General features: G+C 71.8%; 21 protein-coding genes and 2 pseudogenes. 10 read left to right on the forward strand and 13 right to left on the reverse strand.

What is annotated here, in order from left to right:
- Window positions 1-30: 30 nt before the first annotated feature.
- Entirely contained in the window at window positions 31-870 is an 840-nt protein-coding gene (locus ACFP2V_RS22965) for a polysaccharide deacetylase family protein (protein ID WP_381215600.1), read from the reverse strand.
- Window positions 871-986: 116 nt separating this feature from the next.
- On the opposite strand from ACFP2V_RS22965, the gene ACFP2V_RS22970 reads away from it, so the two are divergent.
- Window positions 987-1,448, forward strand: a complete 462-nt coding sequence (locus ACFP2V_RS22970; protein WP_381215603.1) for a universal stress protein — start codon at window positions 987-989, stop codon at window positions 1,446-1,448.
- Between the two features lie 36 nt (window positions 1,449-1,484).
- On the opposite strand, the gene ACFP2V_RS22975 is transcribed toward ACFP2V_RS22970, so the two are convergent.
- On the reverse strand, window positions 1,485-2,300 hold the full coding sequence (locus tag ACFP2V_RS22975; protein ID WP_381215606.1) for an alpha/beta fold hydrolase: 816 nt from the start codon (window positions 2,298-2,300) through the stop codon (window positions 1,485-1,487).
- A 120-nt stretch (window positions 2,301-2,420) separates the two neighbouring features.
- On the opposite strand from ACFP2V_RS22975, the gene ACFP2V_RS22980 reads away from it, so the two are divergent.
- Window positions 2,421-2,843 carry a MarR family winged helix-turn-helix transcriptional regulator gene (locus ACFP2V_RS22980; RefSeq protein ID WP_381215666.1) on the forward strand — a complete coding sequence of 141 codons (423 nt, stop codon included), beginning with the start codon at window positions 2,421-2,423 and terminating at the stop codon, window positions 2,841-2,843.
- A 21-nt stretch (window positions 2,844-2,864) separates the two neighbouring features.
- Here ACFP2V_RS22980 and ACFP2V_RS22985 read toward each other — a convergent pair whose 3' ends face one another.
- Entirely contained in the window at window positions 2,865-4,019 is a 1,155-nt protein-coding gene (locus ACFP2V_RS22985; RefSeq protein ID WP_381215609.1) for a CapA family protein, read from the reverse strand.
- 223 nt (window positions 4,020-4,242) lie between these two features.
- On the opposite strand from ACFP2V_RS22985, the gene ACFP2V_RS22990 reads away from it, so the two are divergent.
- The 3 genes from ACFP2V_RS22990 to ACFP2V_RS23000 all read left to right on the forward strand — a co-directional run bounded on the left by ACFP2V_RS22990 (window position 4,243) and on the right by ACFP2V_RS23000 (window position 6,269).
- Window positions 4,243-4,788, forward strand: a complete 546-nt coding sequence (locus ACFP2V_RS22990) for a sigma-70 family RNA polymerase sigma factor (protein WP_381215669.1) — start codon at window positions 4,243-4,245, stop codon at window positions 4,786-4,788.
- A 136-nt stretch (window positions 4,789-4,924) separates the two neighbouring features.
- The gene (locus ACFP2V_RS22995) at window positions 4,925-5,461 is read left to right on the forward strand and encodes a hypothetical protein (RefSeq protein WP_381215612.1); all 537 of its coding nucleotides are present in this window, start codon (window positions 4,925-4,927) and stop codon (window positions 5,459-5,461) included.
- Window positions 5,462-5,612: 151 nt separating this feature from the next.
- Window positions 5,613-6,269 carry a zf-HC2 domain-containing protein gene (locus ACFP2V_RS23000; protein ID WP_381215615.1) on the forward strand — a complete coding sequence of 219 codons (657 nt, stop codon included), beginning with the start codon at window positions 5,613-5,615 and terminating at the stop codon, window positions 6,267-6,269.
- Between the two features lie 54 nt (window positions 6,270-6,323).
- Here ACFP2V_RS23000 and ACFP2V_RS23005 read toward each other — a convergent pair.
- A pseudogene (locus ACFP2V_RS23005) lies at window positions 6,324-6,580 on the reverse strand (zinc finger domain-containing protein); the annotation flags it as partial.
- 52 nt (window positions 6,581-6,632) lie between these two features.
- The gene (locus ACFP2V_RS23010) at window positions 6,633-8,822 is read right to left on the reverse strand and encodes a SpoIIE family protein phosphatase (protein ID WP_381215619.1); all 2,190 of its coding nucleotides are present in this window, start codon (window positions 8,820-8,822) and stop codon (window positions 6,633-6,635) included.
- A 160-nt stretch (window positions 8,823-8,982) separates the two neighbouring features.
- On the opposite strand from ACFP2V_RS23010, the gene ACFP2V_RS23015 reads away from it, so the two are divergent.
- Window positions 8,983-10,404 (forward strand): lipase maturation factor family protein, encoded by a 1,422-nt coding sequence (locus ACFP2V_RS23015; RefSeq protein WP_381215622.1) that lies wholly within the window; start codon window positions 8,983-8,985, stop codon window positions 10,402-10,404.
- A gap of 538 nt (window positions 10,405-10,942) precedes the next feature.
- Window positions 10,943-11,380, forward strand: a complete 438-nt coding sequence (locus ACFP2V_RS23020) for a VOC family protein (RefSeq protein WP_381215625.1) — start codon at window positions 10,943-10,945, stop codon at window positions 11,378-11,380.
- Window positions 11,381-11,440: 60 nt separating this feature from the next.
- On the opposite strand, the pseudogene ACFP2V_RS23025 reads toward ACFP2V_RS23020, so the two are convergent.
- Window positions 11,441-11,577 (reverse strand): annotated as a pseudogene (locus ACFP2V_RS23025) (GNAT family N-acetyltransferase); the annotation flags it as partial.
- 68 nt (window positions 11,578-11,645) lie between these two features.
- A complete protein-coding gene (locus ACFP2V_RS23030) occupies window positions 11,646-11,819 on the reverse strand; it encodes a hypothetical protein (protein ID WP_381215628.1) in 174 nt (57 codons plus the stop codon).
- Window positions 11,820-12,295: 476 nt separating this feature from the next.
- Between ACFP2V_RS23030 and ACFP2V_RS23035 the strand changes: the two genes are divergently transcribed.
- The gene (locus ACFP2V_RS23035) at window positions 12,296-12,748 is read left to right on the forward strand and encodes a hypothetical protein (RefSeq protein WP_381215631.1); all 453 of its coding nucleotides are present in this window, start codon (window positions 12,296-12,298) and stop codon (window positions 12,746-12,748) included.
- Between the two features lie 31 nt (window positions 12,749-12,779).
- Here the strand turns inward: ACFP2V_RS23035 and ACFP2V_RS23040 are convergent, their stop codons facing one another.
- The 5 genes from ACFP2V_RS23040 to glgA form a co-directional block, all read right to left on the reverse strand.
- A complete protein-coding gene (locus ACFP2V_RS23040; protein ID WP_381215634.1) occupies window positions 12,780-14,291 on the reverse strand; it encodes an SDR family NAD(P)-dependent oxidoreductase in 1,512 nt (503 codons plus the stop codon).
- A 148-nt stretch (window positions 14,292-14,439) separates the two neighbouring features.
- Window positions 14,440-15,882 (reverse strand): wax ester/triacylglycerol synthase family O-acyltransferase, encoded by a 1,443-nt coding sequence (locus ACFP2V_RS23045; RefSeq protein WP_381215637.1) that lies wholly within the window; start codon window positions 15,880-15,882, stop codon window positions 14,440-14,442.
- A gap of 315 nt (window positions 15,883-16,197) precedes the next feature.
- Complete coding sequence (locus ACFP2V_RS23050) at window positions 16,198-18,825, reverse strand: PA14 domain-containing protein (protein WP_381215640.1); 2,628 nt, start codon at window positions 18,823-18,825, stop codon at window positions 16,198-16,200.
- A gap of 293 nt (window positions 18,826-19,118) precedes the next feature.
- Window positions 19,119-20,339 carry a glucose-1-phosphate adenylyltransferase gene (gene glgC / locus ACFP2V_RS23055; RefSeq protein WP_381215643.1) on the reverse strand — a complete coding sequence of 407 codons (1,221 nt, stop codon included), beginning with the start codon at window positions 20,337-20,339 and terminating at the stop codon, window positions 19,119-19,121.
- Window positions 20,340-20,391: 52 nt separating this feature from the next.
- Entirely contained in the window at window positions 20,392-21,543 is a 1,152-nt protein-coding gene (glgA, locus tag ACFP2V_RS23060; RefSeq protein ID WP_381215646.1) for a glycogen synthase, read from the reverse strand.
- A gap of 318 nt (window positions 21,544-21,861) precedes the next feature.
- On the opposite strand from glgA, the gene ACFP2V_RS23065 reads away from it, so the two are divergent.
- Entirely contained in the window at window positions 21,862-23,154 is a 1,293-nt protein-coding gene (locus ACFP2V_RS23065; protein WP_381215648.1) for a DMT family transporter, read from the forward strand.
- On the opposite strand, the gene ACFP2V_RS23070 is transcribed toward ACFP2V_RS23065, so the two are convergent.
- Complete coding sequence (locus tag ACFP2V_RS23070; RefSeq protein WP_381215651.1) at window positions 23,144-24,454, reverse strand: transglycosylase family protein; 1,311 nt, start codon at window positions 24,452-24,454, stop codon at window positions 23,144-23,146. The genes ACFP2V_RS23065 and ACFP2V_RS23070 overlap by 11 nt on opposite strands.
- A gap of 373 nt (window positions 24,455-24,827) precedes the next feature.
- On the opposite strand from ACFP2V_RS23070, the gene gndA reads away from it, so the two are divergent.
- Window positions 24,828-26,267, forward strand: coding sequence for an NADP-dependent phosphogluconate dehydrogenase (gene gndA / locus ACFP2V_RS23075; protein ID WP_381215654.1), 1,440 nt, complete (start codon window positions 24,828-24,830; stop codon window positions 26,265-26,267).
- The last annotated feature ends 76 nt before the right edge of the window (window positions 26,268-26,343 follow it).

Raw genomic sequence — 26,343 nt, forward strand, 5'->3', positions numbered from 1 at the left:
GTCCGGCCGGCCGGTCGGGGCGGCCCCCGCTCAGACGTAGTGCCGGCGAGGCACCGTGACCCGGTAGCCGGAGTCCAGCAGTTCGGGCAGGTAGTCGCGCAGGGCCCGCACGCTCTGGGAGCGGTCGCCCCCGGCATCGTGCGAGAGCACCACGACCCCGGGGGCGGCGCCGTTCTCCACCCGGTCGACGATGGCGCGGGTGCCGGGGCTGATCCAGTCGAGGGTGTCCACGGTCCAGCCGAGGGGTTCCATACCCAGTTCGGCGCCGAGTTGGAGGGCGGCGCGGTTCCAGGCTCCGTAGGGCGCGCGGAACCACTGGGGGCGTTCGCCGTACCTCTTCTCGATGATGTCGCAGGTGCGTTCCATCTCGGAGCGGATCCTGCCGCGGGTCAGACGGGTGAGCAGGGGGTGGGACCAGGTGTGGTTGCCGACGACGTGTCCCTCGTCGGACATGCGGGCCAGCAGGTCCTTGTTGTAGGAGACCATTTCCCCGCACACGAAGAACATCGCGCGGACGTCGTACGCCGCGAGCGTGTCGAGGATGCCCGGGGTGTAGCGGGGGTCGGGTCCGTCGTCGAAAGTCAGCACCATGGTGTTCCCCCGCCCGGAAACACGCAGCATCGGTGCGCTCCGCACCGGAGTTCCGCCGGGAGCCGCCCCGGGCGGGCCGTAGCCGGTGAGGGGGCTGAGGCGGTACGCGGAGGGCTTGAGCGGGAGACCGGCGGCCTGGGCTCCGGCGGCGGGCGTGGCGGGGCCTGCCGCCTCGGTGCCGACGCCCGTCGCAAGGAGTCCGGCCGCGCCGGCCGCTCCCACGACGGCGGCACCGGTGAGCAGCGCCCGGCGCCGCGTGAGCAACTGATCTGTCTGCATGACTCATCCGTCGCCCGCCCGGCGACGGGTGAACTCAGCGACACCGGTGCGGCGGGGCGTTTCCACCCGCTCGGCCCAGCGCTGCCGCTGTACGGGCGTCCGATAGCCTCGGCGCCGTGACGGAGAAGCCCTCGGCGCAGTTCGAACGGGGCACGGACGGTCCGAAGGTGATTGTGGTCGGAGTGGACGGCTCCGACACCTCCCTGCGGGCGGCGGCCTACGCCTCCGGTATGGCCCGGCGGCAGCACGCGTTGCTCGCCGTCGTGTACGTGCAGCCGGTGCTGGCTGCGGGTACCGCGTTCGGGGCGCCGGCGGCGGAGACCACGGACGAGATCGCCGAGGACCTGGTGAGGCAGGTCAGGGAGGCGTCCGAGCAGGTCCGGGGGGTGTTCGACTTCCGCTGGGAGTTCCACACCCTCCGCGGCGACCCGTACAACGGCATGGTGAAGGCGGCGGACGACCTCAAGGCGGACGCGGTGGTGGTGGGCGCCTCGGAGCAGGCGGGTCACCGGTTCGTGGGGTCGGTGGCGGTCCGGCTGGTGAAGGCGGGGCGCTGGCCGGTGACCGTGGTGCCGTAGGTACCGCCGCGTCAGAAGGTGCGCGAGAAGGCGGCGTCAGAGGGTGCGCAGAAAGCCGAGGAGGATCTCGTTGAAGACCTCGGGCTGTTCCATGCACGCGTAGTGTCCCGCCCCCTCGATGGTGGTGGAGCGGCCGTCGCGTACACCGCGGACGAGACGCTCGGCCGCCGCGGTCAGATCGGCGGGTTCGAGTGAGCCGTTGACCGCGAGCACCGGCACGTCGATCGTCGGCACACGGTCCCAGGTGCCAGTGACGGGGACGCGCCGGTCCTTCTCGTCCGGGGTGTGCTTGGAGATCGTGTGCAGCGCCATTTCCCGCAGCCGGCGCGGGATGCCCGGGTCGACGCCGTCGGTGCCGCGGTGCTCGCCCGGCGCGACCCGCACGAAGGCGTTCAGCCAGCCCTCGATGTCACCGGCGCCCAGCGTGCGGGCGAACTCGGCCTGGATCCGGCGGGTCCACGGATCGGTGTACTCGAACTCACTGGTGGCCGCCCCGCAGGCAACGACCGCGCGTACCAGATCCGGATGTTCGAGAACGGTGTCGGTCGCGATGGCGCCGCCCATCGACACGCCGACCAGAACCGCGGGCCCCGCGTCGAGGTGGCGCAGCAGGGCGGCGAGGTCGTCCGCCCAGCGGAAGGGCTCCGTGGCGTTGGCGGAAAAGCCGTGACCGCGCACATCGGGCGCGATCACCCGGTGGTGGGCGGCGAGGGCCGGGATCTGGTCCTCGAAGAGCCGGTGGTCGACAAAGCCGGGGTGGAGAAGGACGACCAGGTCTCCCGCGCCGCTGTCGTGGTAGGCGAGGTCGCCGTCGGAGGAGGTGAAGTACCGGAGTTCCGAAACCGTAGTCATGACAACCAAGGTGTCATCCTCGGCGAAATTTGGCAACCAAGGTGTCATGATGAGGGAGTGGACGACACCGGGAACAACACCGACAAGCCCCTTCCGCCCGACGAACTCGGCCCGCGCCTGATGGAGGTGTTCGATCTGGTCGGCCCGCTGTACCGCCGGGTGCAGCGCAAGGTCGAGCAGGGCGAGGCCGTCGAGGGTCTGTCCGTCGGGGTACGCGCCGTGCTGGACCTGCTGCACAAGCACGGCCCGATGACCGTGCCCCAGATGGGCCGCGCGCAGGCCATCAGCCGTCAGTTCGTGCAGCGCATGGTCAACGACGCCGCCGCGCGGGGCCTGGTGGAGAGCACCCCCAACCCCGCCCACCAGCGGTCGTCGCTGATCCGGCTCACCGACGGGGGCCGGGCGGCGATCGCCGCCGTCGTCGCCCGTGAGCACGCCGTGCTGCGGGGGGTCGGCGGGGACCTCACGGACGCCGACCTACGCACCTGTGTACGCGTCCTCGCACAGATGCTGGCGCTGTTCGACGCCGTGGACGTGAACTGATCACCGCCATGACCGGTCGGGCTACTCCCCCATGACCAGCCCGTCCTTCGCCGCGCCCCGGCTCAGCACAACGCTCCGGATCCGGTCGCGGACGGACCGGACCTCGGCACCCTCGGCGAGGGCCCGGTTGAGGTTGACCACGCGGCCGGCGTCCATGTCGTAGAGCTGCGGGACGAACTCGGCCTTCGTCACCTCCCAGCGTCCGTCCGGACGCTGGGGCGGGGTGAAGGTGAAGCGGCCCAGAGTGGACTGGTTGCCGCGGGGGTCCGGGGCGTCCTCGTGGTGGGTCGTCGCGCCGGCGATCTGGTCGCCCATCCCGTAGACCACCCAGGTGCCGTTGATCTTCTCGTACGCCTGCGGGACGTGGGCATGGGTGCCGAGGATCAGGTCGATGTCGGGACCGTGGCCGGTGCGGGCCGCGGTGAGGGAGCGGGCGAGAGTGACCTGCTGCCCGTCGGGGGCCTCCTGCCATTCGGTGCCCCAGTGCAGGGAGACCACGACCACGTCGACGCCCGCCTTCCGGGCCGCGCGCGCGTCGGCGAGGATCCGGCTCTCGTCGATGAGGCCGACGGCCCAGGGTTGGCCGGGCGGGAGCGGGGCGACGTTGGTGCCGTAGGTGTAGGCGAGGTGGGCGACCTCGGCCCGGCCCGCGCGCAGGACGGTCACCCCGCGGGCCTCGCGCTCGGATCGGGCGGCGCCGGCGTGCCGCAGGCCGGCCCGGTCGAGGGCGTCCAGGGTGCGGCGGATGCCGTCGGCGCCGTCGTCCAGGGTGTGGTGGGAGGCGGTGGAGCAGCCGTCGTAGCCGGTGGCGGCGAGGGCCTGGGCGACCTCCGGCGGGGACCTGAAGTCGGGGTGGCCGGTGTAGTCGCCGTCGGCGCCGTACACGGCCCCCATGTGACACAGTGCCAGATCGGCGCCCGCGACGACGGATCGGACACCGGAGAGCATCGGCCCGAAGTCGTGGCCGGTGCCGCCCGCGTCGAAGCGGGCGCGGTCGATGACCGAGCCGTGCGGCAGCACGTCCCCCGAGGCGACCAGGGTGAAGCCGCGGTCCCGCACGGCCGAGGCACCCGGATGGCCGGATTCCGGCGGACGGTGCTCCCGTGCCTGCCAGGCGGCGCCCGCGGCGAGGACGACGGTGAGCGCCAGGGCCACCTGTTTACTACGTGCAATCATCACTTCACCCCGGTATACGGCATTTTACTGTCCTATTTACTGACAGACAGATAAGAATCACTTTCTGCATCGCCGTTGTTCCGACACGCCGTTTAGGCCGTCCGGCGTGCGCGAACCGTCATCCGGACCGTTCGTCGAACCGTTCGTCGACGCGATCGACCGTCCGCCGCACGCCCGTGTGCGCGCCCTGTCCCCGAAGAGCGCCGTACGTTGCCATACCGCCATGACGGCCGGAATGACACTCATGAACGGGACAACCGCCGAGCACGAACTCGCCGCCCTGCAGCGCGAGCACGGCCGGCCTCTCTTCGCGCTGCTGCTCCGGCTCTGCGACGGGGACCGGCAGCGCGCCGAGGATCTCGTCCAGGAGACGCTGGTACGGGCCTGGCAGCATCCCGAGGTACTGCGCGCCGACGACTTCGACTCCGTACGGCCCTGGCTGATGACCGTGGGCCGGCGGCTCGCCATCGACGCGCGGCGGGCCCGGCAGGCCCGACCGCCCGAAGTGGGCGACGCGGCGCTGGAGAACGCGCGGGTGATCTCCGACCATGCCGAACGGGCCGCGGCGGCGCTCGATGTCCGCCAGGCCGTGAAGACACTCACTCCGGAGCACCGTGAAGTCCTGGTGCTCGTGTACTTCCAGGGGGCGAGTGTGGCGGAGGCCGCGGCGGCGCTGGGGATACCGCCCGGTACCGTGAAGTCCCGCGCGTACTACGCGCTGCGCGCCCTGCGCCGGGTGCTTCCGGGATACGCCGCCGACCTGCGGTGAAACGGGCGGCCAGGTCAAACCTCCGTAAAGCGCCTTGCCGAGGACCCCTGTTGAGTAATCGGCTGTCCTCATCCGTGCTGCGGACCGGGGGCCCGGGTTCGGGCGACGCGCACGTACCGGAGGAAGGCTGGAAGGGATGCAGCACAGAGGCCAAGAGAGCACCGACGGCACGGGCGACGGCGAACTGACCGTCCCCATGGCCTGGTTGTACGCCGAGTACATCGCCGACGAACTGCTGCGCAGCGGCGACCTGATGCCGACGACGTCCTTCGAGTTCCGGGCCGGCCGGGACGCGCTGGCACTGACCGTCTTCCTGTCCGACACCGACGGCGAACTCTCCGGAATCCGGGTGATCACCCAGTTGGAGACCTGGCTGTCGCTGACCGCGTACGACCAGCCGTGGCAGGAGTGGGTGCAGAAACGCCTGGCGGACCTGACCGCGGACGCCGCCGCCGTCTCCGCGGCCACCGCCGGCCGGGCCACGGCGGATCCCGACCTGGAACTCGCCCGGTCGGCCTGGCGCTGGCTGCGGGAGACGGAGCTGCTCGCGCCCGATCTGAACGCGGTGCCTGGCGGCGCCGCGGGGGCCGGGGAGGACGAGGGGCCAAAGGTGTGGACGCCCGCGTGGCAGCTCGGGCTGCCGCTCGGGCACCTCGCCATCCATCTCTTCTAGCCTTCCGGTGAATCGGACCAATCCGCGGGCCGGAGGGCTCCGAATCCTTTGGTTACGATTCGGCATGCGGCTTGAGTGAATCGACTGCCTGGTGCGTACCGGTGGGAGCAACGAGTAACCCCACCCACACTCAACGGTACGAGGATTCGGCATGAGGTCCCTGGAAAGGCATCGCGACGTCGGCGCGTACGCGCTCGGCGTGCTGGACGAGGCGGAGGCCTTCCGCTTCGAGGACCACCTCATGGAGTGCCCCAGCTGCGCTGCACAGGTGACCGAATTCGGTGCGACGACACGGCAGTTGATGCTGTACCGGCGCTCCACACCGCCGCTGACGCACCCGATGCCCAAGCCGGGCCCGAGGATGCTCGACCGGCTGCTGTCCGAGGTGGCGGGACGGAACCGGGCGGTGCGCCGTCGGCTGCTGTTCGCGCTGGCGGCCTCGGTGGTGCTCGCGACAACCGCGCCGGCGCTCGCCCTGATGTCCTCGGGCGGCGGTGATCAGGCGCCCGAGAGCATCGCGGCGGCCGATGAGCGGTCCGGGGTGTGGGCGGAGATCACGACGGCGGACGAGGACTGGGGCAGCCGGCTGGAGCTGAAGGTCAAGGACGGGGCGGGGCCCCGCGTCTGCCGGCTGGTGGCGGTCGGGCAGGACGGCTCCGAGGAGACCGTGACCAGCTGGAACGTGCCCCGCCACGACGCCCGCCCCAACACCATGACGGGCGGCTCCACCCTGCGCAGCTGGCAGGTCGAGCGCTACGAGCTGCGCTCCTCGGACGGCGAGCACCTGGTGACGCTGAAGCCCCGGTGACAGCGGGGAGCCCCGCGGTCGTCCGCCCCGGCAGCGGCCGGACGCGAGCTCACCTCACCGGACGCGGGGGCACTCCAGCAGTCGGGAGGGTCCGCGGTCCGCCAGGGGTTCGCCCCCGCCCGGCAGGTGGGGCAGTACTGCAGCGAGGAATCGCTGAACGCGACCTCGCGGGCGGTGTCGCCGCATACCGGGCACGTATCCCCGGTGCGTCCGTGGACCCGCAGACCGCTCTTCCGCCCGGCCTTCGGCCCTCTGGCGGCGAGCCCGTGCGCGTGCTCGACCGCGTCGGTGAGCGTGGTCCGCGATGCCTCGGCCTCGGGAAGTTCCGGCACACGTCCAGAGTGCCGCCCCGGACCGGACCGGTCAGCGGGAGCAGTGCCCCGCGCCGTCGGCGTCGGCGTCGCCGGGGCCGGGGATGGGGACGGGGTCGTGCTCCGCCGAGTCCGTGGAGTCCGTGGGGTCCGTGAAGGCGGAGGCCTTGGTCACCGAGAACTCGCCCCACACGCATTTGCCGCCGCCGCGTGCCTCCACGCCCCACTCGTCCGCGAGTATCTCGACGAGGAGCAGACCTCGCCCCGAGACGCCCGACTCCCCCGCCTCACGGCGGCGCGGCAGGGCGCTGGAGGAGTCCGCGACCTCCACGCGCAGCCGCCGCTCGCTGCCGGTGAGGACCCTGAGGGTGACGACGGCGGACCCCTCGGTGTGCATCAGGACGTTGGTGATCAGCTCGTCGGCGACCAGTTCGATCTCGTCGACGCGGTTCCCGGCGCCCCAGGCGCCGACCCCGGCACGGACCATGCGCCGGGCCTCGGTCAGGGCCTCGGGGTCGCCGGGAGCCACGTGCTGCTGGAGCCGGCCTCCCGCGCGCGGGCTGTCCGGCGGGCGGCGGCGCAGCAGGAGCAGGGCCACGTCGTCCTCCCCGCCGCGCTCCTCGGCCACGGCGACGAGCCGGTCGGCCAGCTCGCGTACGTCCTCGGGGCCGGTGGTGACGAGCGCGGAGAGGGTATCGATGCCGTCGTCGAGGTCTGCGCCGGGCTGCTCGACCAGGCCGTCGGTGCACAGCAGCAGCACGTCGCCGGGATCGAGTTCCATCGTCCCGACCGGGTAGTCGAGCCGGTCGAACTCGGCGGACAGGCCGAGCGGCAGCCCGCCCGGTACGTGGACGCGGTGGCAGACGCCGTCGGCACGCCGGACGAGCGGGTCGAGGTGGCCGGCCCGGACCATCTGGAGGACGCCGGTGGACAGGTCCGCCTCGGCGTACAGGCAGGTCGCGGAGCGGTCGGTGTCGAGTTCGTGCAGGAAGACGGAGGCGCGGGCCATCACGGTGCCCGGCGGGTGTCCCTCGGCGGCGTAGGCGCGCAGCACGATGCGCAGCTGTCCCATGACGGAGGCGGCGTGGGTGTCGTGGCCCTGGACGTCGCCGATCACGGCGCCGACACGGCCCCCGGGCAGCGGGATCAGGTCGTACCAGTCACCGCCGATGTCCCGGCCGAGGCCGCCCCCGGTGCTGGCCGCGCGATAGCGGACGGCGATGTCGGCGCCGGGCACACTGGGGATGGTGCGGGGCAGCATGGCCTGCTGGAGTCCCTGCGCGAGGTCCATCTCCTGCTCGTAGAACATGGCCCGCTGCATGCTCTGCGCGATGCTGCTGCACAGGGCGACTAGGATGTTGCGCTCCTCGGGGGTGAAGCCGCGCCGGTCGCTGTAGAGCAGGCCCATGGCGCCGATGGGGCGGGTCTGGACGATGAGCGGCAGGTAGGCCGCCGAGGTGATGTGCAGATCGGTGAGGTGTGGCCACAGCACCGGGTAGCGTTCGGCGAACTCCTGCGGCGACTCGATGAAGCGCGGGCTCAGGGTCCGTACGACCTCGCTCATCGGGTACTGCTCGTCGATCCGGGTGATGCGGGTGCCCGGGACGAAGCTGTCGGCGGGCCCCTCGGCGACCAGCCGGATCCGGCCGGCCTCGACCAGACCCATGACGAGGCTGGTGGCGCCCAGATGGGTGAGGCCGTGGGTGTCCTTGACGACGTCGATGACGTCCTGCACGGTGCGGGCGTGGGCGAGGGCGGCCGTGGTGAGCTGGACGATGTTGGTCTGCTGACGCAGGACGTCCTCCTGGGCTGCCTGCGCCTCTCTCGCCTCGCTGTCGCTGAGTTCCTCCGTGGCGTCCCGGACGACGCCGAGGATGCGGCGGGGCAGTCCGGTCCCGTCCCGGCGGATGTAGCCGTGGCTGTGGGTCCAGCGCAGGGTGCCGTCGCGGCGGCGGACCCGGAAGTAGACGCCGTAGTTCTGGCTGCCGTCCTTCAGGGCCTGCGAGACGGCGGTGTCCAGGCGCACGACCTCGGCGGGCGGGATCCGGGTCACCAGCGTGTCGGGATGGCCGGATTCGTCGGGGCGCAGGTCGAAGATGTCGCGGGCCTGGGCATCCATCAGCATCACCCGGGTGTCCAGGTTCCACTCGAACCTGCCCATGTGGTTGAGCGCCAGGATCGGATCCGGGTGGTCCGGCCAGTCGTCCGGGAGTGACAGGGCGCTCGCTCCCCGATCAGCCATGGCCCCACCTTGTCAGGGTTCATCCGATTCTTCGACCGGTGACGCCCCTGGAGTCCGGGACGGCTTCGGCCGCTCCGGGTATACGGAGAGTCACAGGGAAGACGGACAGCGACGGCAGACAACCAGGGGCGGACAATGGGTGGGGAGGGAGCGCACGGCCGTGGAGTGGTTCACCGCATCCGACTACTGGCTGAGCCGGCTGGTCTTCCAGCGGGCGCTGGCCGGGCTGTACCTGATCGCGTTCCTGACGGCGGTGCTGCAGTTCCGTGCGCTGATCGGCGAGCGCGGAATGCTCCCGGTGCCCCGGTTCGTGGAGCGGACCCCGTTCGTGCGGGCGCCCGGTCTGTTCCAGCTGCGCTACTCGGACCGGTTCTTCGCGGGCTGCGCCTGGACGGGCTGCGCGGTGTCGGCGGCGCTGCTCGCGGGGTTGGACTCCTGGCTTCCGCTGTGGGCCGGGATGCTGCTGTGGCTGGCGCCCTGGGTGCTGTATCTGTCGATCGTCAACGTCGGGCAGACCTGGTACGCCTTCGGCTGGGAGTCGCTGCTGCTCGAGGTCGGCTTCCTCTCGGTGTTCCTCGGCAACGACGAGGTGGCCCCGCCGGTCGTCGTGCTGTTCCTGCTGCGGTGGGTGCTGTTCCGGGTCGAGTTCGGCGCGGGGCTGATCAAGATGCGCGGCGACGCGTGCTGGCGGAAGCTCACCTGCCTGGACCACCATCACGAGACCCAGCCGATGCCGGGGCCGCTGAGCTGGTTCTTCCACCATCTGCCGAAGCCGCTGCACCGGGTCGAGGTCGCCGCGAACCATGTCACCCAGTTGTTCGTTCCGTTCCTGCTGTTCGCTCCGCAGCCGGTCGCCACGGCCGCCGCCACGCTGATGATCCTCACGCAGCTGTGGCTGGTGCTGTCGGGCAACTTCTCCTGGCTGAACTGGATCACCATCGTGCTGGCCCTGCCGGTGGTCGCGTTCCCCACCACTCCCCCGGACACGTCCGGCGCCCCGCTGTGGTACGTGGTCGTCGTCCTCGCGGTGTCCGCGCTGCTGCTCGCCCTCGGCTACCATCCCGTGCGCAACATGCTCTCCCGCCGCCAGGTGATGAACCGGTCCTTCGACCCGCTCCACCTGGTCAACACCTACGGGGCGTTCGGCAGTGTCAGTCGGATCCGGTACGAGGTGGTGATCGAGGGCACCGCGGACCGAACGCCCCGCAAGGACGCGGACTGGCGGGAGTACGAGTTCCGGGGCAAGCCGGGGGACCCCCGGCGCTGGCCACGTCAGTTCGCGCCGTACCATCTGCGGCTCGACTGGCTGATGTGGTTCGCCGCGCTGTCGCCGTCCTACGCCGGGCCGTGGTTCGGCGCGCTGGTGGAACGGCTGCTGGAGGGCGACCGCGACACACTGCGGCTGTTGCGCCGCTCCCCCTTCCCGCCCAACGCGCCGCCCCGGTACGTCCGCGCCCGGCTGTTCCACTACCGGTACACGACCTGGCGCGAGCTGCGGGAGACGGGGGCGTGCTGGGAGCGGACGTACGTGCGCGAGTATCTGCCGCCGACCCGGCTGGCGGGGGCGGTTCACAGACCGTAGACGCGGGCGGCGGCGGCCCCGAGGACCTCCTGCCGTTCGGCGACGTCGAGGTCCGCGGCCGGTTCGCGGGCGGTCGCGGACGGACAGCTCCCGACCCCGCACCCAGGACGCCCAACGCACCGAGCAGCCGAACGGCACCACCGGACCTCGACGATGATCAGGGTGGACGACAACGGGCACCTTCGGCCCGCGCCCACCGGACGCAGATCCCGACCTTCGGCACACCGTCGTCTTCCGAAGACCACCCTGTGAGACCGCCCCGACCCCGCGGGGTCTCCTCGCGGTCCGGTCCGTCCGGGTGTTGCGGTGATCAGCGGCGTGCGCCTATCGTCGGCCGGGTGACTGCCGGGTCGGCCTTGGGCCACACACGAAAGACGCTCCCGGCCTCGGCGTGAGCCGGGCGGGGATGTCCCCGCTCACGCCCGGCCCGGGGCAGGGCGTCGCCCGTGCCCCGCCCTCCTCTCCGCGTTCCCTTCCCCGCTTCCCGCCGCGTCCCGCGCGGCATCCGACGGAAACGACACCCGGAGACGAACCAGCCATGCCCGACGCACCCGGCGCGCCCATCACCTCTGCCGCGCCCGAACCGCCCACCACAGCCGTCCAGTTGAACCACACCGCCGTCCTCGCCCGCGACCGCCGCCTGTCGGCCGAGTTCCTCGCCGTGATCCTGGGGCTGGAGGTCGGCGCCCCCTTCGGCCCGTTCCTGCCCGTCGACCTGGGCAACGGCGTGACCCTCGACTACTACGAGCAGCGCGACGGGCCCATCCAGTCGCAGCACTACGCGTTCCTCGTCCCCGAGGACCGGTTCGACGCGATGATCGCCCGCCTGGAGGCGGTCGGGGTCACCTACTACGCGGACCCGAACCACACCGAACCCGGCAGGATCAACCGTCTCTTCGGCGGTCGCGGCGCCTATTTCGACGACCCGGACGGCCACAACCTGGAGATCATGACCCGGCCCTACGCCCGCCCCTGAGCGGGGCCGCCGGCCTGGTCTCCGCGCCCGTACACGACGCGCAGCCCGCCCCGTCCGCGCCCTCGCCGGGTTCATCCACAGGACCCGGACCCCTCCTCGGAGGGGTCCGGGTCCCAGGTGTACGTCTCGCCCGTGGCGACGATGCGGCGCCCGGGCGGCCGGATGCGCGGCCAGTCGTCGGTGCCTGCCTCCCTGATCGGCCTGAGCGCGCGTCCGGCGCACTCCCGCACCCGGCGATCACGCGGAGCGCGGGGCGGCACCGGTCTCAGTCGACGCTGGGCAGGATGTGGGGCTCGGCGAGATCGTCCTCGTAGCCCGCCAGGCGGATCGGGGCCGACCGGGCCCACACGTCGAGGCTGCCGAGCTGGCCTGCCGGGCGGCCCGCACGCTCGGGACGTTCCTTGACGGGCTGATCCACGTTGGTCTTCTCCGGTGTCACCGCGCACTCCTTATGTGTCGGTCACCCTCGGGACGTACCGCGCCGCTCCTGCCGCGCCCGCGTCATACGTCCGCCCGGGCATGATGCGAAAACCGTTCGGACGCGGTGGCGCCGGTTGATCGTAGGAGAGCAGGCCCTTGTGAAGCAGCGTGTCCCATGACGGACCGATGGGTGTGGGTAGGACCCTTTACTGCTGCCCGTCCGCCTCAGATTAACCAAATGAGCGGGCCCCTGCTCGATGGGGCTGAAAACTCGCCGTAACGATCATGTGTCGGACCGTGCCCGTCCCACTCCTGTGTACCCCTGATTCCTCCTGGGCGCCGCTACCGTCGATCACTCGATCGGACTACAGGGGAGTACGCGCTTTCGAGAGGGCCGCATGGTCATGGCGCAGTTCAGGTCCTGTTGGCCGACACGCAAGCTCGTCATGTTGTGCTGCCGTACGGCAAGCGGTTGTCTTCCAGGAGGACCGGCGCATGGAGTTGCGCAGTGTCGAGGAGCTGATGGACCTGCTGTACGCCTGCCGGGGTGCCCGGGACGTCCCGGTTCCCGGCGGGGCCCCGGTCGACGCGTACGACCACGCGTTGCGCACCGCCGCACTGCTGCGCCGGCGACGCCCCGCCGACAAGGAGCTTCAGGTGGCGGGCCTGGTCCGGCCGGTCGGCCGGCTGCTGCGGCCGGCCGAGCCCGCCACGCGGGCCGACCTGGCCGCGGACGCGGTGCGCGCGCTGCTCGGCGAGCGGGTGGCGGGGCTGGTCCGCCGCCGGCCCCGCCCCGGTCTCCAAGTCGAGGAGGACGACCTCCTCACTCTGCGCACGGCGGACGAGGAGGCCCGCAGCGCCCGCTTCGACGCCGGGATCCTGGAGGACTGGCGCACCGTGCTGGAGCTGCTGGCGGCGCGCAACTCCCGGCTCGGCGCGGTGGAATGACTCCCCCGGCGCCGACCGCCGGACGGCCGCGTCACCACCTGCCGGGCGCGTAGTCCTTCAGGAAGACGCCGTACAGGTCCTCGCCGGCCTCGCCGCGCACGATGGGGTCGTAGACGCGGGCCGCGCCGTCGATCAGGTCCAGCGGGGCGTGGAAACCGGCGTCCGCGAGGCGGAGCTTGTCCGGGTGGGGACGCTCGTCGGTGATCCAGCCGGTGTCGACGGCCGTCATCAGGATGCGGTCGTTGTCGAACATCTCCTGGGCACTGGTGCGGGTGAGCATGTTCAGGGCGGCCTTGGCCATATTGGTGTGCGGGTGGCCCGCGCCCTTGTAGCCACGGTCGAAGACGCCTTCCATGGCGGAGACGTTCACGATGTACGTCCGCTTCGCCGCCGCGGCCGCCATCGCCGGGCGCAGCCTGCTGATGAGCAGGAACGGCGCCGTCGAGTTGCAGAGCTGGACCTCGAGCAGCTCGACCGGGGTGACCTCCTCGACGGTCTGCACCCAGCTGTTGGTGTCGTGCAGGTCCGGGACCAGGCCGCCGGCGTCGATCGCGGTGCCCGCCGCGATCCGCTCCAGGGAGGCCGAGCCGGAGACCAGGGCCAGGCCGGTGACGTCCTGCGCGGTGAGCGCGCCGGATCCCGCGACCGGGAGCTCGGCCACCGCGCCGGAGCCGAAGCCGCCGATCACCTCGGCGGCGGGCAGTTCACCGGCGGGCAGCGGCGCGGACTCGGCGGCGACCAACTCGCTGTAGGCCTGCGGGGAACGCCGTACGGTCTGTGCGGCGTTGTTGATCAGGATGTCCAGCGGACCGGCGGCGGACACCGAGTCGGCGAGCGCGACGACCTGGGCCGGGTCGCGCAGGTCGATCCCGACGATCTTCAGCCGGTCGATCCACTGGTCGCTGTCGGGCTGGGCCTTGAAGCGGCGGACGGCGTCGTTCGGGAAGCGGGTCGTGATCGTGGTGTGGGCGCCGTCGCGCAGCAGCCGCAGCGCGATGTACATGCCGATCTTGGCCCGGCCGCCGGTGAGCAGCGCGCGCTTGCCGGTGAGGTCGGTGCGGGCCTCCCGGCGGCTGCGGTTCTCGTCGGCGCACTCCTGGCAGAGCTGGTGGTAGAAGTAGTCGACCTCGACGTACCGCTGCTTGCAGATGTAGCAGGAGCGGGGGCGCTGAAGTATCCCCGCGATGGTGCCCTCCTCGGTCCGGGACGAGGGCAGGATGCCTTCCGTCTCGTCGTCGATGCGCTCGGCGGACCCGGTGGCGGTGGCCTCGGTGACCGCCTTGTCATGGGCGGTCTTGGCGGCCCGGCGCTCCTGGCGGCGGCGCTGCTTGACCATGCGGTAGATGTGCGAGGTGGCGCGGCGGACCTTGATCGCGTCCGGGTGGTCGACGTCGAGTGTGTCGAGTTCCGCGAGCACGTCGAGGCACACGGCCAGCCGCTCCGGGTCGATGCCGGGCCCGTGTGTCACCACGTCCTCGTGCGCCACGGTGTTCCCGTGGATCATCGTGTCCGTGGCCCGGGGGCCGTCCTCTGTCACCGTCATCGCCGTTGCCGTTCCTGGTCTGCCGTGGCGGCGCTCCGGTCGCGCCCGCTGTCGAACGGGCGATTTTACGGAGCGCCGGGCCGTAGCACCAAACCCGTGACGGCCGGTGGTCAGGGGCACACACGAGGGTGGGCGCGGTGGCGGCTGGTCAGGGGTCGCACGCGGTGAGGAGCGTGTCCACCTCCTCGGTCACGGCGCCGGCGAGCCGGTCGAGATCGGGGACGGCGGCACCGTCGGCGACCAGTCCGTAGTGGACGTGTCCGCGGTAGGTGGAGACGGCGACCGCCAGGGAGTGTCCGGGCGCGAGCGGCGCGAAGGGGAAAACGGCGCCGAGCGAGTCGCCGCCGAGCCGCAGTCCGAAGCCGGGCAGCGGCACGCTGGTGACCAGGACGTCGAACCAGAGCCGGGCCGCCTGGCCGACCAGGGGTCCGCCGAGCCGGTGGCCGAGCGGCGGTACGTGGTCGGCGAGCAGGGCGACGGCGCCCGCGCCCCGGTTCGGGCCGGCGTCCTTGTTGCGGTCCATGGCGGTGCGCACCAGGGCGAGGCGGGCGAGCGGTTCCGCCTCGTCGACCGGAAGCCGTATCAGGTAACCGGAGAGCCGGTTGCCCTGAGGATGCGCGGTGCGCGGGCGTCGCCGGGACACGGGGACGAGGGCGCGCGGGACGACGCCCTCACTGCCGTCGCCGCGCTCGTCGAGCCAGCGGCGCAGGGCACCGGCGACGACCGCGATCAGCACGTCGTTGACGGTGCCGCCGACGCTCTTGCGGATCCGGTGCACGTCGTCGAGGTCGAGGACCACCCCGGCGGTGCGGCGGGTGCCGCTGGGTTCGCAGGTGAGCGCGGGCGACGAGCGCATGTCGAGGGTGGAGCGGGCGACACAGGCGCCGATGTCCAGGGCCCGGCCCGCGTCGGACAGGGCTCCGCGGACGAGTTCGGGCACCTCGCGCACGTCCGGGAGCAGTCCGCGCGGAGGCTCGGCGGGACGCGGCCGGGGGGTGGGCAGGTCCATCGGGTCCATCAGGGCCGCGGCGAGGGTGAGGGCCCGCAGTCCGTCGGCGAGGGCGTGGTGGAACTTGAACAGGACGGCGAAGGAGACGCCGTCCTCCCCCGGCAGCACATGGGCCTCCCAGGGCGGCCGGGTGCGTTCCAGAGGGCGCCCCATGAGCCGGCCCGCCGCCGCGTGGAAGTCGGTGGCGGGGGCGTGCAGCCGGACGTGGTTCAGGGGATCGAAGCCGGGGTCGGTCTCCCGCTCGGCGCCGCCGAAGGCGAGCGGGCGGCGCAGGGCCGCGGTGAGCGGTCCGCGCAGCGCGGAGCCGAACGGCCGACGGAGCGCGGAGCCGAGCGCGGCGGTGAGGGGGCGGCGCAGGGTCGACAGGGAGGGGCGCGCGGGCAGGGGCTGCCACACGTCGCGGATACGCATGCGCAGTCCGGGAACGGCGGCGGCGCGGGCGGCGAGCAGATCCGCGGCGTGGGCGCCCGCGGCGGGCGAACGGGCCGAGAAGACCCCGAGGGCACCGAGATGCATGGGGTGATCGGCGGACTCGATGTTCCAGAACGCCAGGTCGAGAGGAGCGAGCAGGTTTGCGTTCACGGGCTTGCCTCGCGTCGACGACGGGGTGGACCAGCAGTCAATCGCCCGCGACCGATTACGGTCAAGTACGATCCCGCCACACACAGTTAATAGCAGATTACGTCTCCGCCCCTCCCGCGACTCGACGGGAGGGGCGGGACTCAGGGTGCGGATGAGGTCACCGCCCCACGGCCGGAACCTCCCGACGTGGCGTCAGAAGGCGTCCTCGAAGCGGCAGATGGGATGAAAACAGGCATGACGCCCGGGGGGGGACCCGGAGCGGTATCCGGGATGACGAACGCCACCCGGACGGGCGCGGGCCGCCGGAGGAACCGCTCACCGCGCGGCACCCTTGGCCGGGCACCCCGCGGGCTGCGCCCGGGACGCGTCCCGGATCAGGGCGTCGTGGGCGGCCTTCACCCGGGCGACGTCCGGCTTCAGCACCCGGCGGTCGTAGGTGAGCAGGCCGTTCAGCTCGCCCTCCACGTCCGAGAGCTGCGTGTACACGGCGCCGTTGCCGCCCCGGCAGACCAGGGCCCGTACCTCGTCGAGCTTGGTGAGGTAGTCCTCGGTGTACGTCTCCGGGTCGACGTCGACGTACGACTGCTGCACGGCCCAGGCGTGACCGGGCACCGCGAGGCCGAGGCCGCCGTACTCACCGGTGACCAGGGCGCGCCGTCCGTCCGGGCGCGGTGGGAGCGCCGGGCTGGGATAGCCGTGCTCGTCCATGATGTCGCCGGCGTTGCCGTCGGCGCCGAGGTTGAGCCCCGACTGGTTGTTGACCAGGCGCGACGGGTCCCAGGCCTTGACCTGCTCGGCGATGCGGCCGACGTCGTACTGGCCCCAGCCCTCGTTGAAGGCGACCCACATGACGAGGGACGGGCTGCTGAGGTGCTCGTCGATCATCTGCTTCATCTCGCGCTCGTAGCGGGCGCGGGCGGAGTCGCTGGGGTTCACCCCGGCCGTCATGGACGGCATGTCCTGCCACACCATCAGGCCCAGCCGGTCGGCCCAGTAGAACCAGCGGTCCGGCTCCACCTTGATGTGCTTGCGCACGGAGTTGAACCCGAGCTCCTTGTGCACGCGCAGGTCGTACGCGAGGGCCTCGTCGGTGGGCGCGGTGTGCAGGCCGTCGGGCCAGAAGCCCTGGTCGAGGGTGGCCATCAGGAAGACCGGTTCGCCGTTGAGGACCGTGCGCGGCACGCCGTCGATCTCCTCGACGGCGATCGAGCGCATCCCGAAGTAACTGCCGACGCGGTCGGTGCCGACGGTCACCTCCAGCCGGTACAGGAAGGGGTCGTCGGGCGACCACAGCCGCGGGTTCGCGATCTTCAGGCTCAGCGGCCGACCGGTGCGGCCGGTCGCCGTGGCGACCTCGCGCCGTCCGTCGTACGCGGTCGCCCTGACGGGTACGCCGTCCCGGACGCCCTTCGCCTCCACGGTGAGCCGTTCGCCGGGCACGTCGGGCACCAGCTTCAGGGAGTCGACGTGGTCACGGGCGACCGGCTCCATCCAGACCGTCTGCCAGATGCCCGAGCTGGGCGTGTACCAGATGCCGCTGGGGTCCAGGCGCTGCTTGCCGAGCGGCGGATTCTCGCCGTCGGCGGCGTCGGTGGGGTCGTACACGCCGACGATGAGTTCCTGGGCGCGGCCGGGCTTCAGCGCGTCGGTGACGTCGGCGCCGAACTTGTCGTACCCGCCCTCGTGGGCGGCGACCTTCGTGCCGTTGACGTACACCTCGGACCGCCAGTCGACGGCGCCGAAGTTCAGCCGCAGCCGCTTGCCGGAGCCGATGCTCCAGTCGCGGGGGACGGTGAAGGTGCGGCGGTACCACATGCGGTCCTCGTGCCGCTGGATGCCGGAGAGCCGGGACTCCACCGGGTACGGGACCAGGATGCGCTCCTTGAGCGTCTTGCCCACGGGCGGCTGCTCCCCCTCCTCCGCGGCGGCGAACTGCCACTGCCCGTTGAGGTTGTGCCACTGGTCTCGAGTGAGCTGAGGGCGCGGGTACTCGGGGAGAGCGTTGTCCGGGCCCACCTCGTCGGCCCACTTGGTGGTCAGTTCGTGGGTGGAGCGGTTGGGCCCGCTGCTCATGAACGCGTCCACGGGGTCTCCGTCGGCGGTGGTCAGACCGCCCCGGCCGTCGTAGCGGACGTCGGCGGTGCCGCGGGCGGTGCCGGTTTTGTTGCCCACGACCGGTTCGCCGAGTGTGACGAGCAGGGCCTTGGGGTCGGCGGGGTCCCGCTCGGCGCCGGTCAGTGGCCACTGCGCGCCCCCGATGACCGCGTTGACGTGGCCGGCGAGTCCGGCCGGGGGCACGGCGAGCGGGCGCGGGAAGTCGAGCTTCAGGGTGCGTCCGGAGCCGAGGACGGTAGCGGCGAGGGCGCCGTCGTAGTCGAAGCCGTCCGGCAGGCGGAACGCGGACTGCGGTACGGCTTCCTTGGCGCCTCCGGGCTCGGTCCAGCGCAGGTGGAGGTTGGAGCCGCCGTAGTGCTCGAAGTACTCGACCTTGATGTCGTGGGCCCGGCCGGCGGTCAGCTCGATCGGCTCGGCACTCTGTTCGCGGTCCCAGTCGTCGACCCAGTGGTCGATGGCGAGCCGGCCGTCGATCCACAACCGGAAGCCGTTGTCACCGATGATCGAGAAGGTGTGCGCGCCGGTCTTCTCCGGCACGATCTTCCCGGTCCAGCGGACGCTGACGTCGTCCGACCGGCCGGTGGTGAAGTTCAGCCGCGGCTCCAGGTTGTCGAAGTCGAGGTGCGGGTCGAAGGCGGTGGCCTTGAGCTCGTGGAAGTCGAAGGCGCCTGGGGCGGACTGCGTGTAGTACTCGCCCTTCAGTCCGCGTATGTCCACCGGGTCGTCCTCGGCCGCGGTCGCGGTCCGGCCGGTCGCGGTGAGCCCTGCGACTCCCAGTGCGGCGGCCAGGAACAGGGCTGAACAGCCCCTGAGTCGTCTGATGCGCACGGATCCTCCGTCTGTGAGGAAGGTGACGGCTCTCTGCTCAGTGCTCGGTCTCAGTGCTCAGTTCGTGTACTCGGTCCCGCTGTTCGTGTGCTCGGACCCACCGTTCTGCGCGCTGTTCTTTGTTCTGTTCTGTGCGTTGTGTTCGGCTGTACAACGTTGTCACGAACAGCACTTGGCATAACAGCACGGATTCCGCCGCTCGTCCAGGGACATGACAAAGGCCCCGGTGGTCGCACCGACCGGGGCCCTTCCCTTCCGTACCACCGCGCCTGTCCTGCGGACAGGGGCGGGCGCTACGGCACCAGTCGTCCCTTGCCGAGGGCGATCACTCCGCCCTCGGACACCGTGTACAGCTCCGCGTCCCGTTCCGGATTGACGCCGATGGTCGCGCCGGGCGGTACCTCCACGTTCTTGTCCAGGACGGCACCACGCACCACCGCGCCCCGCCCGATGTGGACGTTGTCGTGCAGCACCGAGCCCTGGACCACGGCCCCCGGATCGATCACCACACCCGGTGACAGCACGGACCGGGTGACCTGGCCGCGGATCAGGCAGCCGGCGCTGATGATGGACTCGCTCGCCATGCCGCTGGCGTTGAACCGGGCCGGCGAGAGCTGGCCGGAGTGGGTGTAGACCGGCCACTGGCGGTTGTAGAGGTTGAAGGCGGGGCGCTCGGCGATCAGGTCCATGTGCGCCTCGTAGTAGGCGTCCAGCGTGCCGACGTCCCGCCAGTAGCCCTGGTCGCGGCTGGTCTCGCCGGGCACGTGGTTGGAGCTGAAGTCGTAGAGGCAGGCCTCGCCCCGCTCGGTGAGCTGGGGCAGGATCGAGCCGCCCATGTCGTGCACCGAGTTCTCGTCCTCGGCGTCCCGCTGGAGGGCCTCGACGAGGGCCTTCGTGGTGAAGATGTAGTTGCCCATGGAGGCGAACACGCGCTGGGGATCGCCGTCGAGGCCGGGAGGGTCGGTGGGCTTCTCCAGGAAGCGGTCCACGCTCCGGCCGTCCGAGCCCGGGGTGATCACGCCGAAGGCGGCGGACTCCGAGCGCGGCACCCGGATCCCGGCGACCGTGACGCCGGCGCCGCTCTCGATGTGCTGGGCGAGCATCTGGCGCGGGTCCATGCGGTACACGTGGTCGGCTCCGAACACCACCACGTGGTCCGGCTGCTCGTCGTGGATCAGGTTCAGCGACTGCAGGATCGCGTCGGCGCTGCCCAGGTACCAGTGAGGGCCCAGGCGCTGCTGGGCGGGGACCGGGGTGACGTAGTTGCCGAGCAGGCTGGACATGCGCCAGGTGGTGGTGATGTGCCGGTCCAGCGAGTGCGACTTGTACTGCGTCAGTACGCAGATCCGCTTGATGTCGCCGTTGACCAGGTTGGACAGGACGAAGTCGACCAGGCGGTACGTGCCCCCGAAGGTGACCGCCGGTTTGGCGCGGTCCGCCGTGAGGGGCATCAGGCGCTTGCCCTCGCCGCCCGCCAGCACGATTCCCAGAACCGAAGGACCACCACGACGCATGGCCACTCCCCTCACACCGAATTTCCCGATGCCTGCCCCCGGGCGGGAAGGGCTAAGCCTGTTTGAGGATCTCCTCGTAGAGCCGAACCGTACGGCGGGCCACCGCGTCCCAGCCGAACTCGCCTGCCGCGCGCTCCCGCCCTTCCTCGCCCATCCGCCGGGCGGCCTCCGGATCGCCGAGTACCGAGTCGAGGGCGCGCGCGAGACCCGCCTCGAAATCGTCGTCCACCTCCACGAGTACCCCGGTCGCGCCGTCCTCCACGACCTCGGGGATTCCACCGGTCCGTGAGGCCACCACGGGCGTGCCGCAGGCCATCGCCTCCAGGTTGACGATGCCGAGCGGCTCGTACACCGACGGGCACACGAACACGGCCGCGTGGGTGAGCAGCTGGATCACCTCCGGGCGCGGCAGCATCCGCGGAATCCAGTGCACGCCCACGCGCTCCCGGCTCAGCTCCTCGTACGTCTCGTGGAACTCCCGCTCGATCTCCGGAGTGTCGGGGGCGCCCGCGCAGAGCACGACCTGCGCGGCCGGATCGATGCCGCGCACCGCCCGCAGGAGCTGCGGCACGCCCTTCTGCCGGGTGATCCGCCCGACGAACAGGACGTACGGGCGGGACCGGTCGAGACCGATCCGGTCCAGCGCGTCGGTGCCGGGGTCGGGCCGGTACAGCCGTGTGTCGATGCCGTTGTGCACGACGTGCACCCTGGCCGGGTCGAGGGCCGGGTAGCAGCCGAGGATGTCCTCGCGCATGGCTCCGGAGACGGCGATCACCGCGTCGGCGGCCTCGACGGCGATGCGCTCCGCCCAGCCCGACAGGGCGTAGCCGCCGCCCAGTTGCTCCGCCTTCCAGGGGCGCAGGGGTTCCAGGGAGTGGGCGGTCACCACGTGCGGGATGCCGTACAGCTCCTTGGCGAGGTGGCCGCCGAGGTTGGCATACCAGGTGTGGGAGTGGACGAGTTCGCGGCCCTCGAGCGCCTCGGCCATGGCGAGGTCCACGGAGAAGGTGCGCAGCGCGTCGTTGGCGCCGTCGAGGGCGGGCCAGGGGCGGTGGCGCCGCACGCCGTCGGTGCGGCCCTCGCCCCAGCAGTGCACCTCCAGGTCCACCAGGGGGCGCAGTTCCCGGGCCAGGAACTCGACATGGACGCCCGCGCCGCCGTACACGTCCGGCGGGTACTCCCGGGTCAGTAGTCCCACTCGCACCCGCGGACCCCCTGTCTGAGCGGACGTTGCCCTCATGGTCACGCAGATGGGGCTCGCGCGGAAGAGCGTGGGGCCTGGACCAGGAAGCGGGGTGGCGCCGGGAGTACCGGGCCCCTGGGGGGAGCCATCAGGGCAGTCATCCCCCGGGGGCCCACCCAGGGGATGACGGGGGCGTCTTCGTACTCCATCGGCAGTAGGACTCATTGAGTGCTCAGGGACGACGACGGGAACACCGGAACACGGCATCGTGTCGTTCATGAGAGCCGACCGATCGCCGCACCGGGGCCGGCGCCCCTGCCTCACGCAGAAGAGCCGCCGATGAGCACCCTCGCGTTGTCCGTGCTGCTGTCGTTCGTCTCCGCCGTGGCGTACGCGGGCGGAGCGATCGTGCAGGAGCAGGTCGCGGTGTCCTCACCCGGTGAGCAGTACGCCCCGCTGCGCCGGCCGGTCTGGTGGGCGGCGGTCGCGCTGAACGGCCTCGGCGGTGTGCTGCACGTGGTGGCGCTCGCCTACGGTCCGCTGAGTCTGGTCCAGCCGCTGGGCGCGCTGACGATCGTGTTCGCGCTGCCGATGGCGGCGTTGTTCGTCGGCCGCAGGGCGGGTGCGACGGCGTGGCGCGGCGCCCTCATGGCGACCGTCGGTCTCGCCGGTCTGCTGTCCCTGGTCGGCGCGTCCGACGGGCAGTCCCTGGACACCGCCCAGCGGGTGGCGGCGGCGCTGGCCACCGCTGCCACGGTCGTCGCCCTGATGGTCGCGGCCCGGACCGCGCAGCGGCATCCGGCGGTGCGCGGCATCCTGCTGGCCGTCGCCTCCGGTGTCGCGTTCGGCATGTCGTCCGTCTTCACGAAGACCGTGGCGGTGGACTGGACCGACGGCGTCTCGATGGGGGACGTGCCGTCCCTCGCGGTGATCGGCGTGCTGGCCACCACCGGTCTGCTGTTGTCCCAGGCCTCCTACCGGGGCGCCGGTCTCGCGGCCCCGCTGGCCACGCTGACGGTGGTGAACCCGGTGGTCGCGGCGGCGGTCGGCATCACGATGTTCGGCGAAACCTTCCGCTACGGCGCGACCGGCACGGCGCTCGCGCTGAGCTGCGGCGTGGTGGCGGCCGGCGGTCTGATCCTGCTGACGACGGAGCGGCTGGCGCGCGAGCAGCCGCAGCATGCGGAGAGCGTCGGTGCGGACTCCCCGGACTCCCCCGTGGCGCCGGTTGGCTCGGGGGTTCCCCCGGTCGCCCCGGTCGCCCCGGTTTCCCCGGAGGCTGCGGTTGCTCCGGAGGCGGAGGTCGCGATGGCGGGAGCGGGGCCTGTCGTGCGGTCCGTAGAGGCAGTGGGGGCGGTGAGGGTCGTGAGCGTCCTGGAGTCCGCGGGGTCCGTGGGGGCCGGGGCCGATTCGCTGTCCGGTTCAGTCGAACGACTGCTGCGTTCCGAGCTCGCCCGGGACGTACGCGTGCGGGTGCCGGCCCCGGCCGCCGCGGGCCCCGCTCCGGAGGCCGGGGCGGAGAGCGAGGCCGCGGAGCCGTCGCTGCCGGTATTGGCGTACGCGCCCTTCCACGGCGGCCCGTACGTCCCGATGCCCGTGCAGGACCGGCACCGCATACGCGTCACATCCTGACGCCGCCCGCCCTCAGGTAGACGATCGGGTCGATGTCCGATCCGAAACCGGGCCCCGTCCGCACCTCGAAGTGCAGATGCGGGCCCGAGCTGTTGCCCGTCGAGCCGGACCGGCCGATGCGCTGGCCCGCGCCGACCGACTGGCCGCTCCTCACCGAGATCGCCGACAGGTGGGCGTACTGGCTGTAGTGGCCGTCGGCGTGCCGGACCACCACCTGGTAGCCGAACGAGCCCTCCCAGCCGGCGCTGACGACGCTGCCCGGCGCGACCGACTTCACGGACGTGCCGGTGGGCACGGGGAAGTCGACACCGGTGTGGTAGCCCTTCGACCAGGAGGAACCGGCCTTGTGGTACGGCGTGCCCAGGGGTGCGGCGACCGGGGCCACGCGCGTGCCGCTCTTCTGGGTGGCGCGGTCCGCCCGTTCTTCGGTGCGCTGCGCGGGAGCTTTCTTTTCCGGCGCCTTCTTCGCCGGCACCTTCTTCTCGGGCGCCTTCTTCCCGGGCACCTTCTTCTCGGAAGCCGTGTCCGCGGGCTTCGGGGCGGGGCGAGTCGGCGCGGCCTTCCCACCGGGCAGGGTGAGCCGCTGGCCGGGCAGGATCAGATCCGGGTCGGCGCCGACGGTCGCGCTGTTCGCGTCGTACAGGCCGCGCCAGCCTCCCCGTACTCGCTCCTCCTCCGCGATGCCGGAGAGGGTGTCGCCGTGGAGCACGGTGTACATCTCGGCGCGGCCCGCACGGGACTGGGGTGTGTTCTGCGGTTTGACGTCCTCGACGGTGGTGGTGCCTGTGCCGCTCCTGCCACCGGCCTTCGCGTCCGCCTTGCCGTCCTTCTCGGCGTCCTTCTTCGCGCCGGTCCGGACGTCGCTCTTGGCCTCGGTACTGCCGGAGCGGCCGGCGGCCGGGCGGATGTCGGGGGTCCCGCCGCCCCGGGTCAGTCCGGCCCGCTGCGAGCACACCGGCCAGGCGCCAGGGCCCTGGCCGTCCAGGACCTTCTCGGCGATGGCGATCTGCTGGTCCTTGGCGGCCAGGTCCGCGCGCGGCGCATACCGGGTGCCGCCGAAGGCCTCCCAGGTGGACTGGGTGAACTGAAGTCCGCCGTAGTAGCCGTTGCCCGTGTTGATGTCCCAGTTGTCGCTGGACTCGCACGCGGCGACCTTGTCCCAGGTGTCCACGTCGGCCGCCTCGGCGACGCCGGTGCCCAGGAGGGGAAGCGCCATTCCGGCACCACCCGCGGTGACGGTGAGTGAGGCGCGGTTGATTCTGTTCGGCTGATACCGGCGATGCCGGCCGCGCACGGCCATGGAGTCCCCCTCGACAATGCGTCAGAAGTGGCCAAAGTAAGCGTTGCGAACCGGCCGTGACAAGACCGCTATCGGCCGCGCGGATGCGCCAAGTGGCCGGTAGCTTTCGCCCGTTGCGCCCCGCTTGGCACCGTCGCGCGGCATACTCACGCTTGGGCGCGTCGCGTACGCGGGGCGCGTACGCGTGTGCCGGACGGGCCCGGATGAGTACGGAGGGGGTCCCCGCCCGTATGTGGCTGCGGGATGTCGTACGACCCGCGCGTGCGGACGCGGTTGCGGCACGTCAGGATGGTCGCCGGCGGGACTGACGGCAGCGACCGGCAGCACCGACATCCCGGCAGTACCGATACCAAGGTCACTAGGAGCCAACCCAATGAGCAGTTCAGCGCAGATCGGCGTCACGGGTCTCGCGGTCATGGGCCGCAACCTCGCGCGCAACTTCGCCCGCAACGGCTACACGGTCGCGGTGCACAACCGGACGGCGGCGCGCATGCATGCGCTGGTGGAGGAGTTCGGACACGAGGGCAGCTTCGTGGCGGCCGAGACGGCGAAGGAGTTCGTGGCGGCGCTCGAACGTCCGCGGCGGCTGGTCATCATGGTGAAGGCCGGTGAGCCGACGGACGCGGTGATCGAGGAGTTCGCGCCGCTGCTGGAACCCGGCGACATGATCATCGACGGTGGCAACGCCCACTTCGCCGACACCCGGCGCCGTGAGCGCGCGCTGCGGGAGCAGGGCATCCACTTCGTCGGCACCGGCGTCTCCGGTGGCGAGGAGGGCGCGCTCAACGGACCGAGCATCATGCCGGGTGGCTCGAAGGAGTCGTACGAGTCGCTGGGCCCGATGCTGGAGAAGATCTCCGCCAAGGCGGCCGACGGGGCGCCGTGCGTCACGCACGTGGGTCCGGACGGCGCCGGGCACTTCGTGAAGATGGTGCACAACGGCATCGAGTACGCCGACATGCAGCTGATCGGCGAGGCGTACCAGTTGCTGCGCGACGTCGCCGGGTACGAGCCCGCGCAGATCGCGGACATCTTCCGCACCTGGAACACCGGCCGGCTGGACTCGTACCTGATCGAGATCACGGCTGAGGTGCTCTCTCACGTGGACGCGGCCACGGGCAAGCCGTTCGTCGACGTGGTGGTCGACCAGGCGGAGCAGAAGGGCACGGGGCGCTGGACCGTGCAGATCGCCCTCGACCTGGGTGTGCCGGTGTCGGGGATCGCGGAGGCGGTGTTCGCGCGTTCGCTGTCGGGGCACGCGGCGCTGCGCGAGGCCTCGCGCAGGCTGGCGGGTCCGACGGCCGCACCGCTCGGCGAGGCGGAGGCCGCGGCGTTCGCGGACCGGGTGGAGCAGGCGCTGTACGCGTCGAAGATCGTTTCGTACACGCAGGGCTTCCACGAGGTCGCCGCGGGCAGTGACGAGTACGGCTGGGACATCGACCTCGGCGCGGTCTCCGCGATCTGGCGCGGCGGGTGCATCATCCGCGCCGCCTTCCTGGACCGGATCCGCGCCGCGTACGACGCCCGTGCCGACCTGCCGAGCCTGCTGTCGGACGAGACGTTCGCGCGGGAGATCGCCGACGCGCAGGACGACTGGCGCGAGGTGCTGATCGCCGCGACCCGCCAGGGCGTGCCGACCCCCGGTTTCGCCGCGGCCCTCGCCTACTACGACGCCCTGCGAGCGGAGCGCCTGCCGGCCGCGCTCACCCAGGGGCAGCGGGACTACTTCGGCGCGCACACCTACCGGCGCACGGACCGCGACGGATCGTTCCACACGCTGTGGGGAGACGACCGCAGCGAGGTCTCGGCGTAGACGGAGAAAGCGTGACGGGTGCCCACCGGTCCTGACCGGTGGGCACCGCCCGCGGCACGCCCGGCACGGGGCGGTG

Origin of the sequence: Streptomyces incanus (genome assembly GCF_042656345.1) — a bacterium.
GTDB lineage: Bacteria > Actinomycetota > Actinomycetes > Streptomycetales > Streptomycetaceae > Streptomyces > Streptomyces incanus.

Excerpts from the sequence above, each read along its gene's own strand:
- ACFP2V_RS23000 (WP_381215615.1), top strand. The coding sequence starts at position 5,613 with ATGAGGTCCCTGGAAAGGCATCGCGACGTCGGCGCGTACGCGCTCGGC.
- ACFP2V_RS23040 (WP_381215634.1), bottom strand. The coding sequence starts at position 14,291 with ATGACGGTGACAGAGGACGGCCCCCGGGCCACGGACACGATGATCCAC.
- ACFP2V_RS22975 (WP_381215606.1), bottom strand. The coding sequence starts at position 2,300 with ATGACTACGGTTTCGGAACTCCGGTACTTCACCTCCTCCGACGGCGAC.
- ACFP2V_RS22995 (WP_381215612.1), top strand. The coding sequence starts at position 4,925 with ATGCAGCACAGAGGCCAAGAGAGCACCGACGGCACGGGCGACGGCGAA.
- gndA (WP_381215654.1), top strand. The coding sequence starts at position 24,828 with ATGAGCAGTTCAGCGCAGATCGGCGTCACGGGTCTCGCGGTCATGGGC.
- ACFP2V_RS23010 (WP_381215619.1), bottom strand. The coding sequence starts at position 8,822 with ATGGCTGATCGGGGAGCGAGCGCCCTGTCACTCCCGGACGACTGGCCG.
- ACFP2V_RS23020 (WP_381215625.1), top strand. The coding sequence starts at position 10,943 with ATGCCCGACGCACCCGGCGCGCCCATCACCTCTGCCGCGCCCGAACCG.
- ACFP2V_RS23035 (WP_381215631.1), top strand. The coding sequence starts at position 12,296 with ATGGAGTTGCGCAGTGTCGAGGAGCTGATGGACCTGCTGTACGCCTGC.
- ACFP2V_RS22985 (WP_381215609.1), bottom strand. The coding sequence starts at position 4,019 with ATGATTGCACGTAGTAAACAGGTGGCCCTGGCGCTCACCGTCGTCCTC.
- ACFP2V_RS22990 (WP_381215669.1), top strand. The coding sequence starts at position 4,243 with ATGACGGCCGGAATGACACTCATGAACGGGACAACCGCCGAGCACGAA.
- ACFP2V_RS22980 (WP_381215666.1), top strand. The coding sequence starts at position 2,421 with ATGGAGGTGTTCGATCTGGTCGGCCCGCTGTACCGCCGGGTGCAGCGC.
- glgC (WP_381215643.1), bottom strand. The coding sequence starts at position 20,339 with ATGCGTCGTGGTGGTCCTTCGGTTCTGGGAATCGTGCTGGCGGGCGGC.
- ACFP2V_RS23065 (WP_381215648.1), top strand. The coding sequence starts at position 21,862 with ATGAGCACCCTCGCGTTGTCCGTGCTGCTGTCGTTCGTCTCCGCCGTG.
- ACFP2V_RS22965 (WP_381215600.1), bottom strand. The coding sequence starts at position 870 with ATGCAGACAGATCAGTTGCTCACGCGGCGCCGGGCGCTGCTCACCGGT.
- ACFP2V_RS23070 (WP_381215651.1), bottom strand. The coding sequence starts at position 24,454 with ATGGCCGTGCGCGGCCGGCATCGCCGGTATCAGCCGAACAGAATCAAC.